General features: G+C 50.0%; 14 protein-coding genes and 1 pseudogene. 7 read left to right on the forward strand and 8 right to left on the reverse strand.

Going from position 1 to position 15,904, the window contains the following annotated elements; translation table 11 throughout:
* Positions 1-102 (forward strand): annotated as a pseudogene (locus OCT58_RS04745) (IS30 family transposase); the annotation flags it as partial.
* On the opposite strand, the gene cas9 reads toward OCT58_RS04745, so the two are convergent.
* From cas9 to OCT58_RS10460, 7 genes are all read right to left on the reverse strand, one after another.
* The gene (gene cas9 / locus OCT58_RS04750) at positions 88-3,225 is read right to left on the reverse strand and encodes a type II CRISPR RNA-guided endonuclease Cas9 (protein ID WP_267201738.1); all 3,138 of its coding nucleotides are present in this window, start codon (positions 3,223-3,225) and stop codon (positions 88-90) included. The pseudogene OCT58_RS04745 and the gene cas9 sit on opposite strands and share 15 nt — an antisense overlap.
* A gap of 175 nt (positions 3,226-3,400) precedes the next feature.
* Positions 3,401-4,150, reverse strand: coding sequence for a hypothetical protein (locus OCT58_RS04755; RefSeq protein WP_267201739.1), 750 nt, complete (start codon positions 4,148-4,150; stop codon positions 3,401-3,403).
* A 119-nt stretch (positions 4,151-4,269) separates the two neighbouring features.
* Positions 4,270-4,437 carry an SDR family oxidoreductase gene (locus OCT58_RS04760; protein ID WP_267201740.1) on the reverse strand — a complete coding sequence of 56 codons (168 nt, stop codon included), beginning with the start codon at positions 4,435-4,437 and terminating at the stop codon, positions 4,270-4,272.
* A 173-nt stretch (positions 4,438-4,610) separates the two neighbouring features.
* Positions 4,611-7,028, reverse strand: a complete 2,418-nt coding sequence (locus OCT58_RS04765; protein WP_267201741.1) for an Aq_aa27 family P-loop NTPase — start codon at positions 7,026-7,028, stop codon at positions 4,611-4,613.
* A 124-nt stretch (positions 7,029-7,152) separates the two neighbouring features.
* Positions 7,153-8,583, reverse strand: a complete 1,431-nt coding sequence (gene vprA / locus OCT58_RS04770; RefSeq protein ID WP_267201742.1) for a vinyl phenol reductase — start codon at positions 8,581-8,583, stop codon at positions 7,153-7,155.
* Between the two features lie 96 nt (positions 8,584-8,679).
* Positions 8,680-9,021, reverse strand: coding sequence for a hypothetical protein (locus tag OCT58_RS04775; protein ID WP_267201743.1), 342 nt, complete (start codon positions 9,019-9,021; stop codon positions 8,680-8,682).
* On the reverse strand, positions 8,937-9,185 hold the full coding sequence (locus tag OCT58_RS10460; RefSeq protein WP_368669252.1) for a TetR/AcrR family transcriptional regulator: 249 nt from the start codon (positions 9,183-9,185) through the stop codon (positions 8,937-8,939). Before OCT58_RS10460 ends, OCT58_RS04775 begins: the two co-directional genes overlap by 85 nt.
* Positions 9,186-9,274: 89 nt before the next feature.
* On the opposite strand from OCT58_RS10460, the gene OCT58_RS04780 reads away from it, so the two are divergent.
* The gene (locus OCT58_RS04780) at positions 9,275-9,529 is read left to right on the forward strand and encodes a hypothetical protein (protein WP_267201744.1); all 255 of its coding nucleotides are present in this window, start codon (positions 9,275-9,277) and stop codon (positions 9,527-9,529) included.
* Between the two features lie 76 nt (positions 9,530-9,605).
* The gene (locus OCT58_RS04785) at positions 9,606-10,298 is read left to right on the forward strand and encodes a DUF554 domain-containing protein (protein WP_267201745.1); all 693 of its coding nucleotides are present in this window, start codon (positions 9,606-9,608) and stop codon (positions 10,296-10,298) included.
* A 50-nt stretch (positions 10,299-10,348) separates the two neighbouring features.
* Here OCT58_RS04785 and OCT58_RS04790 read toward each other — a convergent pair whose 3' ends face one another.
* Complete coding sequence (locus OCT58_RS04790; RefSeq protein WP_267201746.1) at positions 10,349-11,002, reverse strand: histidine phosphatase family protein; 654 nt, start codon at positions 11,000-11,002, stop codon at positions 10,349-10,351.
* A gap of 173 nt (positions 11,003-11,175) precedes the next feature.
* On the opposite strand from OCT58_RS04790, the gene OCT58_RS04795 reads away from it, so the two are divergent.
* The 4 genes from OCT58_RS04795 (at position 11,176) to OCT58_RS04810 (ending at position 15,848) form a co-directional block, all read left to right on the forward strand.
* Positions 11,176-12,261 carry an Ldh family oxidoreductase gene (locus OCT58_RS04795; RefSeq protein WP_267201747.1) on the forward strand — a complete coding sequence of 362 codons (1,086 nt, stop codon included), beginning with the start codon at positions 11,176-11,178 and terminating at the stop codon, positions 12,259-12,261.
* Positions 12,262-12,409: 148 nt separating this feature from the next.
* Positions 12,410-12,577: a hypothetical protein gene (locus tag OCT58_RS04800; RefSeq protein ID WP_267201748.1), complete on the forward strand. Its 168-nt coding sequence runs from the start codon at positions 12,410-12,412 to the stop codon at positions 12,575-12,577.
* Positions 12,578-13,000: 423 nt separating this feature from the next.
* Complete coding sequence (locus OCT58_RS04805; protein WP_267201749.1) at positions 13,001-14,140, forward strand: 5-methyltetrahydropteroyltriglutamate--homocysteine S-methyltransferase; 1,140 nt, start codon at positions 13,001-13,003, stop codon at positions 14,138-14,140.
* Positions 14,141-14,309: 169 nt separating this feature from the next.
* Positions 14,310-15,848 carry a gluconokinase gene (locus OCT58_RS04810; protein ID WP_267201750.1) on the forward strand — a complete coding sequence of 513 codons (1,539 nt, stop codon included), beginning with the start codon at positions 14,310-14,312 and terminating at the stop codon, positions 15,846-15,848.
* The last annotated feature ends 56 nt before the right edge of the window (positions 15,849-15,904 follow it).

Below are 15,904 nucleotides of genomic sequence, written 5' to 3' on the forward strand. Positions count from 1 at the left end.
ATGCATCGTCGGAATAACATTCCTCGCAAGTCATTGAACTACCGCACACCACTTGAAGTATTCATGAAGCACGTCACCGATGAGCAACTAGCTTTTTTCTAACTTAATTTGACATTTCGGGTCATATAAAAAATTAAATTGGTTGAACTTAAATCGCTGTTTAGTGTCTTTTTCAAAGAACCGTTGATATTTCCCATAAATAAAGTAAGACTGCAAGCCTGAGTAACGGTGGTACAGATATTGACCGACAAATGCGCTCAGGTACCCATCTACCGCATGGTGATAATCGTTCACATCACGGTTCTTATAGAGGTTAAGCGCTTCACGCAACTGGTGATTAAGCTCTGCCTTAACTTCAATAATCTGCGTGTCGTCCTTCTCATAGCGACTCGTGAGAATATTGGCCGCTAATTTAATTACCTGACGTGTCTCAACCAACTGCCGATTAATAAATCCATTAGCTTTATACTTATCAATTGAATCAGGATCAGTCATCAGATTATTACACTTTTTCTTACTAATCAGCCGATGGTCGGCAAGTTTCTTCCAAAGAGGCTTCATTTTTGAGCCGAACATCCTCAATGGAACATTATTCGATTTACCATTATTAACTGGCCGGCTAACCAAGACTTTGTTATCTAAGGAGTCGTCTTTGAGGAACGCCTGCGGAAGAATATGATCAATATCGTATTTAGTTGAAATTTCATCAATGTTGATTGGCTCGCCGGTGTACATATCACGACCCAACTGCGTAAAGTACAGGAAGAGACGATCATTCAGGTCCTTAACATCCCCCAATTCTTGGTGAACCCTTTCATTAGCAACTAACTCTTTAGCGGTTGTTTCGTAAATGTCTTTTAACTTTGCTAACCGCGATTGGGTCCGGTGAGAGCGCTGATCCTCCCGGGCAAACTCCAACGAGATGAACTTTGGCGCTCTGCCCGCGGCCCTGACAATATCATCGACAACCTTAACCACTTGTCGAATTGCTTTTTTGTTCTGCGGCGAAGTATATGCATCAGCCAAAATCGACTCGTAGTCTTCATCATTGATCTGGTCCTGGTTGGCATTCTTAATTTGTTCAGCAAAGACGGGCTCGTTAACAATCTCCATAAAAGTGCACTGCGTATTCCACATCAGGCCCAGAATGGACTCACCCTTCTCATTTTTCAGCCCACAAAGAAGCTTCTTGGAAAGTCGTCCCCATCCCTGATATCTTTTTGCGATTAAATCAGTAATCTGTTCTTTAGTCAGCCAGTTTATTTCCCGGAGTTTGGTTTTTAAGATGTTCTTATCTTCAAAAACGGTAATCCATTCAATAATTTGTTCGAAATCATTCTGCAAATTTGGATCATCGATCTTTGCACCAAAAATCTTCTTAAAATCAATATAGGTACCAAAGGAATTATTGAACTTCACCGGGTCAGACAACCCCGTTATTATTGGTCGATTGGCCATCCCCTTTGAAAGCAGGTTAGCCAATTGCGAAGCCTTCACGGTCTTTTTAGCCTTAAAGAGCTTTTCAAATGCCTCCTGTTTTTCGCCTACTTCTAATTTACTGCCATTTACACGCACCATGTTTAGTTCGTTTAGCACTTTAAAACGTTCGTATAGAAGACTGTGGTCAGGTAAAACATCTTCCCCAATTAAATACGTATCCTTGGTCGTCATCCGCTTTATGAACTGGTTAGCCGATTCAGTGCGATCAACTTTTTCGTCAAAATTCCATGGCGTAATCTTACCTGGCGCTTTTCTAATCATCCACGCAAAGCTCTTGCCCGAAGACTTCTCCTGATCTTCTTTGGTGATTAACGGGCCAACATAGTAAGGAATGCGGAAAGCAACCAGTTCACTTAACTTGTACTTAGCCCTGCTTTGACGCTGCTCATTTGGATTTGGCTCGGCAAGCCAAGAGTAGTATTTGCTTTGGTTTTCAATAATTTTTTCTAGTTCTTTTAAATGTAAATGCAGCTGGTAAGGAATGACACCATTCTGATTGGTCCGCTGCTTGGGCATAAACTGATTTTGATCAATCAATGCCTTAATCTCCTCTGCCAGTTGAGTATTATTTAAGGAGCGCTTTACAACTTTATAGAAGTCATCTTGACTGGCCGTCCCTGACTTCTTTGTTGAATTGCCAACGTACTCTGCATATGCTTCCATCACTTCAGAATACGTCTTTCTATCTAAGGACTTGGCATACTTTTTGAGCATCTCCAGGTGATTCTTGTGAGCATCATATTTTTCAATCATTGACTCGCTGAGAGTTTGTCCGCTTGGCACAATATCATTTAGAGTGATTTGAGAATATAATTTAGATAAAAGATCTAATATCGTCAGTTGTGGTTCATTTAATTCGCCAGTCAATTCTGCTAAAGTGTCGTCGATATTCTCATCGCTGAGCTGAATTTTCCACTTATTTTTATCTTCAGTAGTTATTTTTAAGACTTCAGCTAAGTCAAATTTGTACCCTAGAATGGCCTTACTTATTTGCTTAGCAATGCTTAAATTTAACTTATCCAGTGATTTATCGCCCAAAACGACATAGAGAATTTTGGCAATCTCTTTTTGCTTATCTAAAGTGGCCGTGCTACTATCTAGCAGTTTCTGAGCAATTGCATCCGTCTTCTCAAGATTAATTTGAAACGGCGCTACTGGATCAATCTCGTCAAAAGCATCGTTGATTGACTTAAAGTCTTCCTCAAAATTGATTTTGTCAGTGCTGAATTTTGAAACTGGCAAATTATTCAAGAAATTACCCCGGTATTTCACAATGTGGTGAATCGCTAAGAAAATCTCTCGAAGGTCAAACTGCCGATCGTCATTCATCAGATGATACCGCAAGTGATAAATGGTTGGGTATTTATCATAAAATGCACTGTCGGTTTCATCGGGGAACAATAGAGAACTTGAAAACCACTTTTTGCTATCCTGAGGTGACAAATTAGATTCTTTCAAGCGTGCAAAGAAGGTTGGGTCAACCTTTGCCATATACGGATCAAAGATTTCCTCGAGCAAAGAAAGCCGCCACTTCCGCCGCTTGAGCCGCCGCCGGGTGGTTCTGAAGCCACGCCGCTCTGCAGCCGTTGTTCCTTTCTTAAATAAGCGTGCCCCGATCACTGTCTTTCCCTTTAAACGGATTGGTCGATATTTTTCATCAATTGCTGAAAAGCCGACCGAGGTTGCCCCGATATCGAGGCCAATAGAATAATCACCCTTATACATGCGAAACTCCTCCTTATATTTTATAAAAATATTCTTATTACTTTTATCATATCAAAAAGAAAGCGGGTACACCATCCGTTGCCTTATTAAAAAAGAATTTTTCAACATTAAACATGCCCCACCCTCGTTCGACGACAGCCAAACGAAGGTGGGGTACTTATTTCCTATATTAATTTCAAAGCCGCACAACCAAATTAACCAGCAGCGACCAACAGATTGCGACCGCCATCACCATCCCAAAGGCCGCCAGCAAGGCAATCAAAGCGTGTTGAATCAACGCCGCCTTGCCCAGCAGGATCAGGACGAAGAGGATCACTCCCACCAGAATATACAGGGTGACCGCGGCCGGGAGTGCGTTTTTGAGGTCGGCATTACTAAGGTCAAAGCCGCAGATCGTGATATTGACCGACAGCAGGACCCAGATGATCACAGCGCCCCAGTGCAGCGGTGCGCTCGCGGGAACGGTCGCAGTTAAGGGATAATTGAGCGCACTCCCAATTGTCTGCAGGCCCCACCAGTAAATCGCCGGCACCAGCCACCTGGTCAGCAAAATTAGTACCGCGGCACATCCATAGACTGGCGCCGTCCCGATCAGCGCGTTGCCGAGAAACTGGTAGTAACTTCCCTTATTCCAGGAATGATTCACGTAGCCCAGCGTCCCGCCGTCATCCGGAACGTTTGTGATCAGTAAACGGAAGTCATTGATCCGGTGACCAAAGAGCAGGGCCATGATCAGGTGACTGAGCTCGTGGAAAATCACGCCGAGCCCGCCCAACCAAACCACGGCCCGCGCACCATACCGGCTTGCCAGGCGCTCCTTGGAATTACGGTTGATGAAGGTTAGACCGAGAACTATCACTAGCGGGACCAGCACGAGCATTAGCAAGTAACCAGCCGTAGTCTTTAGATCTGATGTTAGGTTCAAGTCCTCACCGCCCTTCGTTTAATACCACAATCATAATCGCTGCCAACCAGTAGCGCAAATTTTAACCCTACAACTCAAAAATCTCCCAGCAAAATTCTGCTAGGAGATTTTTAATTTTTCTACCGCACCATGGCGGAGCCACCATTAATGGCAATCTGCTGCCCGGTAATATAGTGGGCAGCGTCGGAAGCCAGAAATACTAACGCCGGCGCGATATTCTTCAGCGGATCGCCCAGATATCCTAACGGAAAAGCCTGTCCCATTTGTTTTTGGACCTGTTGCTTCAACTCTGGTGTGACTTTTTTGCCCCTTCAGCACCGTCGAGCGTCCACGCCGTTGGCAAAGAGAGCGAACCGATACCTTTCCTTTTGGGTAGGCACGCAATTCATCTTCTAAGGCCGCACTAAGCAGCTGCCATGTCATTTTGCTTCGTCGATTTTCCATCTACCAACACTTCCAATCATTTTCTCTTCTTTAGCCAGCGCCAAAATGAGCTTGGCGGCAGCGGTGCCCCAATCCACTTGCAAAACTCCCTGGCCTTGATTTCCGCAATCCCGTCCTTGGCCGAGCCAATTAACAGTCTTGGCGGAATAGCGTCCGAATACTGCTTAATTGGATTGCTTCTGCGATCATTACTAGCGATTCGATTCAGATCAACATAAAAGCGATTATTTCTGGTCTCATAATTAAAGAGTGGCTGCCTCTTGTGCGCATCTTCGTGATAAAGTTTTCGCCAAACACTCTTATTTTGAAAATCAGCATCATTCAGCTTTTCGGTGGGAAAATAGGCTGGCACCTGCCGACCGACTCGCCGATAGTAGGCCTTAAAAATCGACCGCGTAATGGACAAGGGGTCTTCACGCAACTGATTAATCATCGCGCTGTTTTCGTCCTCACTATTACCAAGTTCATCTAATTTTTTACTGATTTGAATAATGAAATCACTAAATAGTTTAGTGTCAAGCCGTTTTTTGATGGCGTTAATGTTATCAGAAGCCTGCCGTGCCCTTCGCGGATCCTCTTTGATATTTGGAAAAGCCTGATTAAAGGTTAAGGAATAGACCCGTCGCTGGGCTGCGGAGTCGAGGCCATACACATCAAAGTTGGTCGTCGCAATCAGCGCTGGGGTCGCTTTGGGGTTCCCCTTGTAGGCATTCGACACCCGTTTAATTAGGGTTGACCCATACTTATCCTGCTCATAAAAGTCAGACTGGACTTCATCGATAAAGATTGGCCAAACATTATCTTCATCGGCCATCCACTTACTCAGCTTTCTAATTCGATCGGCTTTGACCGTTTTCTTCGCACTGCTGGCAATATCCGTGTCGTATGCCAATGCCGTTTCATGCACCGAAAATAGGCTCACCATCTCAATCAAGATCTGCTGCAGTTCCGACTTGCCTGAACCCCCAATCCCGTTGAGAAACAAAAATAGCGGCAAATTATTCCGATCGCTTTCGGGGTACAGCGCCCCGATCTCGTACAGAAAGGGCGCCGTAAAAGTATAGAGAATTGCTTCATAAACCCGCATGCCATAGTTATTCGTAAAGCGAGCATCAACGATCCAATCGCGGTATGAAGCAATGAGATCATCAATCACCTCTAGCGCCGTAGCAATATCGTCGCTTGAAGCTTCCCGACCAATCGGTTCTAGTGATTTATTTGCCGGATTATAAATGAAAAGCCCGCTGATGTTTTTAGCCAGATTCCGTTCGACCGGACACGACTTATACAAGGTGCGGTGGCGCTTAAGATCGCTCTCAGCCTCCTCCTGGTCCGTAACCCGGCGCACTTTCAGATACTTAGTGATCACCTTGTTAATCTGACGGGGCTTTTTAATGACCGGTTGCTTGTTGCGGGTCGTAACCGCCTCATGCGTGATTTTATAAACCGTTGTCGCATCCTGAAGGCTCTCTTTTGCTAAATCTAAGACCTTGAGATTACTAGCCCCGGAGTCCTTAAGGTCATCAATAATCTTCGGGGAAAGGACCTTTGAATCTACTTTGGCGCCAATATCTGCTAAGTTTTCCGCAATCCCCTCGGCTTTGACCAGTTCGGTCTGCTCAACATCCAAAACAACGGGAGCTTTTTTCTTTACTGCATCCCCGATTTTCGCATCATTAATCTTCAACAATTCATCGGGAAAGTAGCTATGACAAATTTTCTTAATGTGGCTTTCATAATAATCCTGATATTTCTGAAACAATTTCGAATTGTCCCAGATCATAATATCTTCCAATTGGTGGGTTTGACTGTTAAAAGCCTGGTCTGAGAGGTTGGCCGAGCCAATAATCAGTCGCTTCTCAGTGGTTGCTGAATTGCTAAGCAAGTAAAACTTGGAATGAATGATGTAACCAGTCGGTACCAAGAATGAGTAGGCCGTCCGCAAGCGCTTTTTAAGATTGTTCGAAAGCTCATTGTAATGGTCAAGTGGTTCGCCTTCTAAAGCGTTCTTTACAGAAGAAAAGATCGCCATCTTCGAAATCGCTTCCTGCGCCTTGACCTGCTGGATATTCTCTTGAATTCCAAGCACCAGTTCAAACTTTTTGAAATCAGAAAAATACTTACTAATAAACCTTCCCGATGCAGAATAGGTCACACCGGTAAATGTGTCAAAGCGCCGACTGTCAAAAATATCTGGAACAGTAATCTGGGAAACATCCTCTCCATTAATCAGAACATGCAGCGAATTAAGATCATCGGGTTCACCAAGGAGTGAAGTTTGAGCATTCATTGAAATTACCCGCTTTCTTGTCTTTCGGGAAAAATAACAAATCCATATTCCTGCCTCTGCTCGCCATGTCAAAAAGTAAAAGCTCAGAGCAACGGTTGGTAACCACTGTTCTGAGCTTTCAAGTTGCGGTGTCACTAATTTCATTATGCTAGTTTGTTCCTTTTTTCTCAACTAATTAGCATTTGCTGATCAAATATCTCTTTTCTACCCTTGTAATATTCATTCCAAAAAAGCGGCCCCACCAGCAGGTCAGGCCGCCCTTTTCAAATTATTCCTCGACGATGTGTTGAACCGCGTTTCGCCCGGAGAAGCTGGCGTAACCGGCCGTCGATCCCGGCAGGGTCACGGCATAGGTATCGCCAACCATCATCCCCGCAGCATCGTTACCGATCACGTACAAACCACCGATCGGGTAGCCGTAATCGTTCAAGACCCGGTTGCAATTGTCAACCCGGATGCCGCCAATTGCCGCCGCAATGCCGACCCCCAGTTCAACTGCATAGAACGGGCCGTCCGTGACCGACGTCAGATACTTGGCATCCTTGCCGTAGTCGGTATCGATCCCCGCCGCTACCAGCTGATTGTAATTCTGAATCGTCTGTGGCAACTTAGCCAGGTGCAGTTTTGCTGCCAATTCGTCAATCGTCGCCGCACTCGTTAAGAAGCGCTGGTGGCTGGCCAGGTCGGCTTTAATTTCCTCCGGCAGTTTAGCAAGCTTGTCCGGTGAAACCGGTGAGTTGCCAACCTTCTTGTATAGGCCGACCTTCTCCAGGTGGTCAACCGCCGCCTGGTCAAAGATCGAGTAGACCTTGGACTGGGTCAAGATCGCGTTTCCCGCATTGCACATGTTGTCATTGACGTCTTCGTTAATAAACCGTTCCCCCTGCTCGTTGACCCACAGGATTGCCTCCTGGGTGGCAGCCGCGCCCAGCTCTGAACCCATGTACATAAAGGCCGGTTTCATTGGGTCATAGATAAAGCCACCGCCGAACTGTGGGGCACCAAGGGAGGCGTGCTGGCCGCCAGCCTGCCAGGCCAGCTTCAGGCCATCCCCGGTTGATTTTCCGTCACTGACCGTCATCAACCGCGAACTGTTGACTAGCTGCTTCATCAGTTGCGGATTATCCGCGTAGCCACCGGTTGCCAATAGAACGTGCTTGGTCAGGAAGGTCTGCTCAAGCCCCGTTGTTTCATTCTTCGCCACCAAACCCTGCACCTGACTATCCGTACTGAGAATCCGCTGAGCCGCAATGCTGGTCAGAAATTCAACGCCCAGGTCCCGGGCCTTTTGTTCCAGCACCTGAACGGCCGCGTGACCACCACCGGTAAAGGCGTGGATGGTCGGCCAGCTGTCACCCTGGGCTCCAACACCAGCAAATTCAACGCCCAGCCGGTGCAGCCAGTCGATCGTCTCGCCGCTGTGGTCAAAATAGTGCTTCAGGTGAGCGGCATTGGCCTCATAATGGGAATAATCCAGTTCGCTCTTGAGCACCGCCAGCTTATCAATCTTGATCCCGTGCTGCTTTTGCAGGTACGAATCAATACCGAGGGCTCCTTCAACATAGTTTCCGTTACCACCAATCGTCCGGCCTTTTTCCAGCACCAAGGTCTTTAAATGGTGGCTGCCAGCTTCCACCGCGGCACTCAGCCCGGACAAGCCGGCACCGACAATTACCAAGTCATACTGTTTTTGCTCCATCTTCAGCACTTCCTTTTTGTATTTGTCTTCACAATACCGTATTTGGAAGCAAATTTGAATTTACACTTTGGTCTTTTTGTTCAGGTCGCCTATAATTCATTTGCCCACCTGGATTAAGTCCGCCAAGTAACGGGCAAAATCCGGAATTGCCACCTGCATGTCGTCCTTGATCCAGCGGGAAACCGCCATCGCCGAAAGGTAGATCGTATAATCCTGAGCCATGGCATGGTAAGTGCCTTGACGGGAGACCCCCACCAAATTTTTCATTGCCTGGTAGAAAATCTCGACGACGATCATTCGGTCACGGTCATCAGTAGTGTTTTCAAAGAAGGCGTGGTGGTCGTAGACGCAGGTCAGAAATTCGGTATAGACCGCCAGATAGTCCGTACTAGTTTTGAGCCGCTTAAAAATCGGGCAATATAGTAGCGCCAGATCCACTCATAGATTGCGTAAACATCCGTGAAATAAGTATAAAAAGTCGTCCGCGAAACCCCGGCCCGGCGGCAGACTTCCGTCACGGAAATTCGCGACAGGGGACAGGCCTTCAGCAGCTCTTCTGTACAGGCAACAATTCTCTTCTTAGTTGTTAGCGATGTCCCCATCCGCTTTTCCTCCTTTGCTCTGATCTTACCATTGTTTGCGTGATTCCTGTTATAATGACAAGTGATTCTTAAAAGAAAGAAGCACCAAGATGGCTCTTACCCGTTACATTTACACCGTCCAGGAGGTCGACCTGACCTTTGAGCAATTGCCGAGCGTCAAGACCTTCGAGTACCAAAATGACGCCAGTGATTACTTCGACTCCCGGATCACCGCACTCCAAAAGCAGTTCCCCGAAGCCGACGAAACAGCCCTCGATGACTTCGACGCGGCCGGGGTTTATTGCGACGATCAAGGGGAAAGCAAGTACATGATCATCCTGCAACGTCAGGAATTACTCTCCTAAAATGCTGGCCAAGGCTCCCTAGCCCGCTAAAATCTGCTAAGATTAAAGGAGCATTAAATTTGGGAGGAAAATATTCATGATCGGAACCTACGCCAACACCTGCGCGATCCTGCTCGGCACCAGTATCGGCTGCCTGCTCAAGCGCGGCATCAGCAAGAAATACGAAGAGGCCCTCTTCACCGTGATGGGTCTGGCCGCCCTGGGAATCGGGCTGGAAAACGTCATCAACAATATGCCCAAGAGTCACTACCCGGTCCTCTTCATCGTCAGCCTCGCCATCGGGGCCCTGATCGGCACCTGGTGGAACCTTGACGAGCGTTTTGCCCGCCTAATCAAGCACTTCGGTGGCAAGTCCCAGCTGGTTAAGGGATTGGCCACCGGGATCTTACTCTGCTGCATCGGCGCCCTCTCGATCGTCGGCCCCGTCATGGCGGCGGTCCGTCACGATTCAACAATGCTCTTCACCAACGCGACCCTCGACTTCGTCACCACCATGGTTTTCGGGGCCAGTTTCGGCTGGGGAATGCTCCTGGTCGCCCCGGTCCTCTTCTGCTGGCAGGGTGGAATCTACCTGGTCGCCAAGTACCTCTCGGCCGATTTTTTCACCGGCCCGCTGGTCACCGAGATCGCAATCGTCGGTGGCTTTTTGATCGCCACCACCGGGCTTTCCCTGCTGAAGATCAAGGAGATCAAGACGCTCAACATCTTGCCGTCCCTGCTCGTCCCGGTGATTTTCTTCATCATCAAGGACCTCACCGGCCTGTTTTAAAACCAACAATGGATCAGCACCCGTCAAATCGCGTGCTGATCCATTTGTTTTTAAATGTCGAATTTGTGGTTGTACTCCAGTAGCTTAATGTGCCGATCAGACGCCTCAATCGTCGTTACGCCGGCGTTAACCGGGAAGTTGCCGACCGTATCCACGCCCAGCGCGTCGGCGATCGTCCGAATGAAGGTCCCGTGGGTCACCAGTAGGATTCGGTCGCCGTCATTTGATTTCTTAATCATCCGACGAATTCCCCGCCGCCACCGGCTGACAACCTCTTCATAACTCTCAGCTTGACCGGTCGGGTCCATGTCGTGCATCATATTCCGGCCCGCCTCCAGGCTCTCGTGGCGGATGATGTCGTCGTGGTCCTGGTAGCCGTGCTGCATGGCAATCGCCCGCCAGTTGGCCTCGGAGTCCAGCCCCTCAAAGTAGCCGAAGAAGACCTCGCGGAAGGTCCGATCAGTATAAATGTCAGTTGGCTTGTGCTGAAGCTGGCTAATGATCAGATCCCGCGTTTCAACGGCCCGTTTCAAATCGGAGGACACGACTGCACTATAAACCCGGTCCTTCAACTCCCGTCCGGTCGTCAGGGCCTGTTGCTTGCCGTGATCGTCCAGTTCAAAGTCAATCCAGCCCTGGGCCCGGTTCAAGGTGTTCAAAAAGGTCTCTCCGTGACGGACAATGTCTACCGTAATCTTTGTCATTTCATCCAGATCCTTTCCAATCTAAATCCGTTCTAATCATAGCACGCTAACCGCAATTTTACCCACCCAATTTGAAAATCCTGCAACACAAAATTCGGTTGACATTTCAAACAGATCTCCTAAAATAATGATAATTAAATTAAAATAAAATGAGATTGAGGAGACGGTATATTATGCGAATTCAAGTCGAAGATGAGCGTCAATTTTTACAAAATGTTTTTGAAAAGCTGCATTTTTCGTCCGCGGACGGGGCATTGCTAGCCGATACCCTGGTCGACGCCGACCTGCGGGGAATCTCTTCCCACGGGATCCAGCGACTGGCCTGGTACCGCCGGATGATTAAGGACGGCACGATCGACCCGATCAAGCACGCTAGGGTCGTTCGTGAGCTGCCCGGCAGCGTTCTGATCGATGCCAACCAGAACATGGGCCAGCTGGCAGCCGTTTTGGGAATGAAGAAGATCATTGAAAAGGCCAAAAAGACCGGGGTCGCCGTAGCTGTGGTCCGCAATTCCAACCACTTCGGAATTGCTGGTTACTACAGCCGGATGGCCCTGGATGCCGGCTTGGTCGGGATCGCTTTAACTAACACCCGGCCGCTGGTAGTTCCGACCAACGCCACCCAGGCTTTCCTCGGCTCTAACGCCTTTGCCTTTGGCTTCCCGGCACAACCGCACCCGTTCATGTTCGACGGTGCCACCTGCGTCGTCTCCGGCGGAAAGATCCAGGTTCACTCCAAGAAGGGTGACGCCCTGCCCGGCGAATGGGTCGTCGACGGCAAGCGCGAGCTAGTCACCGATTCCGATGAGGCTGAAGACATCCTCGCCACCGCCGCCTTCACCGAGGGCGAGCAAAAGGGTGGCGGGGTCCTGACCCTTGGTGGCAAGGATGAGGTCAACGGCAACTACAAGGGGATGGGCAATTCGATCGTGATCGAACTTTTGACCGGGATCCTCGCCCAGGGTTCCATTTCCGCCAATACCGTCAGCGGCAAGCACGACTTCAGCCAGTTTCTCTTCGTCCTTGACCCGTCTTTCTTCGGTGACCCAAAGGTGCTGGAAAAAGACGCCACCAGCATGCTCGACCGCATTCGTCAGCTCGACCACATCCCCGGCAAAAAGATTTGGATCCCTGGTGACCGTGAATACCGCCTCCTGGATGAAAACAAGCAGCGCGGTGTCAGCGTCGATGACAAGACCTACGATGAGATGAAAACGATCGGCGAAGAGCTGGACGTGACTGTTCCAACCGAAGCCTGAATATTTTGCATTAATCATGACCCTAAAATGGTGCGTTTATGCACCATTTTTTTGTTTATGTCCCAATTTAATTGACGTGAAATGAATATCTGTTAAACTAATGGTAAGGATGTAAACGCTTTACACTGAAAAGGAGGTCGTGATTATTATGGCTGAAAACAGTTGGCTCGTCGATCTCTGGTTATCCGGTGATCGCCAAGGGGCACTGGCGGAGGGCTTGAACCTGGAGATGTTCCAGGAGGCCCTAGCGGACATGAATCTGACGCCGACACTTCAAGAGGAGCTGTTAGCGGAATTCGAAAGTGAAGTACTCTAAGTTGAATAGCTGTCAGTCTGACTGACGGCTATTTTTTATTTGGGGCTTGACATTGATGAGCAAGCTTTGTATGATAATGACAATTTAATTAGAGAACGCTGAGAAAAGATGAGTAGTAGGCGCAAAGCATTCCAGAAAGCCGGGATGATGAGAACCGGTATGACGAACGCTTACGAAGATGGTCTTGGAGCATTTCCGAATCGCGAGTCACTTTGGCGAACGGTTCCCGACCGGCACCCGTTACCGTGCCCGGGTTTACCCTTTTCGGGTGTACCTAGTAAGGGCTGGGCTGTGAGGTTCGGTCGAATCCGGGTGGTAACACGCTGCTAGCGTCCCGTGGAAGAACAATTTTGTTTTTCCGCGGGATTTTTTGTTTTCCAGGCCCACTGCTCAGCGCTCAAGCAAAGAAAGGATCTGCATATTATGACTGAATTTACTAAACGAACCACTTCCCCATTCCGCTACGATGTTGTCGGCAGTTTCCTCCGCCCGCAGCAATTAAAGGACGCTCGCGCCCAATTTGCCCAGGGGCAAATCAGTCGGGCCGAACTGACACAAGTCGAAAACCAATGCATCATTGACCTGATCAAAAAGGAAGAAGCGGTCGGCCTGCACGCCGTCACGGACGGTGAATTCCGCCGCAGCTGGTGGCACCTCGACTTCCTCTGGGGCCTGCAGGGCGTTGAAAAGGCTCAGGCAGAAGAGGGCTACGTTTTCCATGACGAAATTTCCCGGGCCGAGACCGCCAAAGTAGTGGGCAAGGTTAGCGGGGAAAATCATCCCTTCGTCCAGCACTTTAAGTTCACCCAGGCCCACGTCTCTGCTGGCACCCAGGTCAAGCAAACAATCCCGTCACCGGCACAGGCCCTAGCGGAGTTTGAACGTCCCGAAAACCTGGCCGGGATCAAGCAATTCTATGCTTCGCTGGACGAATTTTGCGCTGACCTGGTCAAGGCCTACAACCAGGTGATCGGTGATCTCTACCGGGCCGGTTGTCGGACCCTGCAGCTCGATGACTGTACCTGGGGTGCCCTCGCCGATTGGCACGAGCACCCGGAACACATTCCGGCCTACGGAATCGATGCCACGGCCCTTGACCGCAACAAGGAAGCCTTCGTCGAGATCAACAATGCCGTACTCAAGGGTCTGCCAGCGGATCTGACCGTCAACACCCATGTCTGCCGTGGTAACTACCACTCCACCTGGTCCAACGCCGGGGGCCACGATTACGTCGCCGATCCCCTCTTCACTCGCGAACGGGTCAACGCCTTCTACCTCGAATACGACAGCGAGCGCGCCGGGGGCTTTGAACCGCTGGCCCAGGTTCCGGATGACAAGTACGTGGTCGTCGGTCTGGTCACCTCGAAGTCCGGCCAGCTGGAGGATAAGGCAGCAATCATCCGCCGGCTGGAAGAGGCAGCGAAATTCCACCCGCTCGACAAGCTCTGCCTCAGTCCCCAGTGTGGCTTCTCTTCCACCGAAGAGGGCAACATCCTAACTGAGGAACAGCAGTGGAATAAGGTTCGCTTCATCAAGGAGATTGCCGAAGAGGTGTGGGGTTAAGGAGAAAAATGAAGAGATCACTTCACTTAATGTGGAGCGGTCTCTTTGCTTTTATCAGCCGGTTTTCAAAATATTAAATTCAAGTGAAGCATTGATCATTTCACTTGCAAGCTCCTGCAATCTCTCCTACACTGAAAGCAAATTTCCATACTATAAAGGAGCAAAAAAAATGAATTACTTAATCGGTGTCGACGTCGGCACCACTGCCACCAAAGCAATTCTCTACGGCCAGGGCGGGCAGATACTTGCCAAAGTCAGCGTCAGCTACCCGCTTCACCGTGACGTCAGCGGGATGGCGGAACAGGATCCCGAACAGATTGTGGCCGCGGTCGAAAAGGTCATTCACGATACTGCCGCCCAGGCCGATCCGCGAAAAGGCCAGGTGGCGGCCGTCGCTTTTTCCAGCGCCAATCAAAGCCTGCTCCTCCTCGATGAGGATTTTCATCCCCTCTCTCGGATCATCACCTGGGCCGACACCCGCGCGCGCCCGATTGCTTTTCGCCTGAAGCATTCGCCGCTGGGTCCGCAGATTTACGGGCGAACGGGAACCCCGATCCACCCGATGTCACCGCTCACCAAAATCATGTGGCTCAATCGCGAACACCCCGAGCTGATTCGCCGCACCCGTTACTTCGGTGACATCAAGTCCTACCTCTTTTACCGCTTCTTCGGTACCTTCCAGGTCGATATTTCAATTGCCTCCTGCACGGGGATGATGAATATCGCCACCGGTGATTGGGATGAAACAGCTCTGAAATTGGCTGAGATCGACCGCGACCAGCTGCCGACAATTGTCAACGGTACCAGCCAGGCGATCGGCCTCAATCCTGCCGCCCAGGCCAAGATGGGGCTTCCCGTCAACACTCCCTTCGTCTACGGCGCCTTTGACGGGGCCCTTTCCAACCTCGGCGTCGGCGCCACCCGCAAGGATACGGTTGCGATCACCATTGGCACCTCCGCGGGCGTCCGGGCCATCACCGACCACCCTGTCGTTGATCCCCACCAGCGACTGTTTTGCTACGCGGTCGATCGGGGACGCTGGGTGATCGGCGGCCCACTCAACAATGGCGGTGCCGTCTACCAATGGGCGGTGGAGAACTTGGTCAACACCCCCGCCGTTAAGAACGGCAAAACCAACCCCTATGAGCTGGCGAACCGCGTTATCGCCAGCGTCCCGGCCGGCGCCCACGGCCTGCTCTTTCTGCCCTTCCTCGGTGGCGGCCGAGCCCCACTGTGGAATTCCAACGCCCGCGGAAGCTACTTCGGCCTCTCTGAACTGCACACCCGGTCCGACATGCTCCGGGCAGTCATGGAAGGCATCTGCATGAACGTGGCCACCGTCTACAGTGCGGTTTGCGACCTGGTCGGCACGCCGGCCCAGGTCACGGCTACCGGTGGCTTCACGCGTTCGCTTGTCTGGCGGCAAATGCTGGCCGACGTTCTGAACTGCCCGGTCAACATCCCCGCGGCTTACGAATCTGGCTGCCTGGGTGCAGCCACCATGGCGGCGCTCAGTCTGGGGATGATTGATGATCTCGGTGCCGTTAAAAAAATGGTGGGCAAGGTCGTGACCTACCAGCCGGATCCCCACGATGCCGATATCTACCGAGAAATGATGCCGCTCTTTCGCCAACTGGAGACCCTGCTGACCCCTGCCTACTCGACCGTTGCCAAACTGCAACAAAAACTTGATCGTGACGACCGTTAAAAAAGATGCCGCTAAGCACATTGCTCTGCTTGGCGGCATCTTTTTTGTCTTCGTTG

The sequence above is a fragment of the Limosilactobacillus kribbianus genome (genome assembly GCF_026413145.1).
GTDB classification, from domain to species: domain Bacteria; phylum Bacillota; class Bacilli; order Lactobacillales; family Lactobacillaceae; genus Limosilactobacillus; species Limosilactobacillus kribbianus.

Bases quoted from the DNA above. Each gene is read 5' to 3' on its own strand.
- cas9 (WP_267201738.1), bottom strand. From the start codon at position 3,225: ATGTATAAGGGTGATTATTCTATTGGCCTCGATATCGGGGCAACCTCG.
- OCT58_RS04765 (WP_267201741.1), bottom strand. From the start codon at position 7,028: ATGAAATTAGTGACACCGCAACTTGAAAGCTCAGAACAGTGGTTACCA.
- vprA (WP_267201742.1), bottom strand. From the start codon at position 8,583: ATGGAGCAAAAACAGTATGACTTGGTAATTGTCGGTGCCGGCTTGTCC.
- OCT58_RS10460 (WP_368669252.1), bottom strand. From the start codon at position 9,185: ATGGGGACATCGCTAACAACTAAGAAGAGAATTGTTGCCTGTACAGAA.
- OCT58_RS04780 (WP_267201744.1), top strand. From the start codon at position 9,275: ATGGCTCTTACCCGTTACATTTACACCGTCCAGGAGGTCGACCTGACC.
- OCT58_RS04785 (WP_267201745.1), top strand. From the start codon at position 9,606: ATGATCGGAACCTACGCCAACACCTGCGCGATCCTGCTCGGCACCAGT.
- OCT58_RS04790 (WP_267201746.1), bottom strand. From the start codon at position 11,002: ATGACAAAGATTACGGTAGACATTGTCCGTCACGGAGAGACCTTTTTG.
- OCT58_RS04795 (WP_267201747.1), top strand. From the start codon at position 11,176: ATGCGAATTCAAGTCGAAGATGAGCGTCAATTTTTACAAAATGTTTTT.
- OCT58_RS04800 (WP_267201748.1), top strand. From the start codon at position 12,410: ATGGCTGAAAACAGTTGGCTCGTCGATCTCTGGTTATCCGGTGATCGC.
- OCT58_RS04805 (WP_267201749.1), top strand. From the start codon at position 13,001: ATGACTGAATTTACTAAACGAACCACTTCCCCATTCCGCTACGATGTT.
- OCT58_RS04810 (WP_267201750.1), top strand. From the start codon at position 14,310: ATGAATTACTTAATCGGTGTCGACGTCGGCACCACTGCCACCAAAGCA.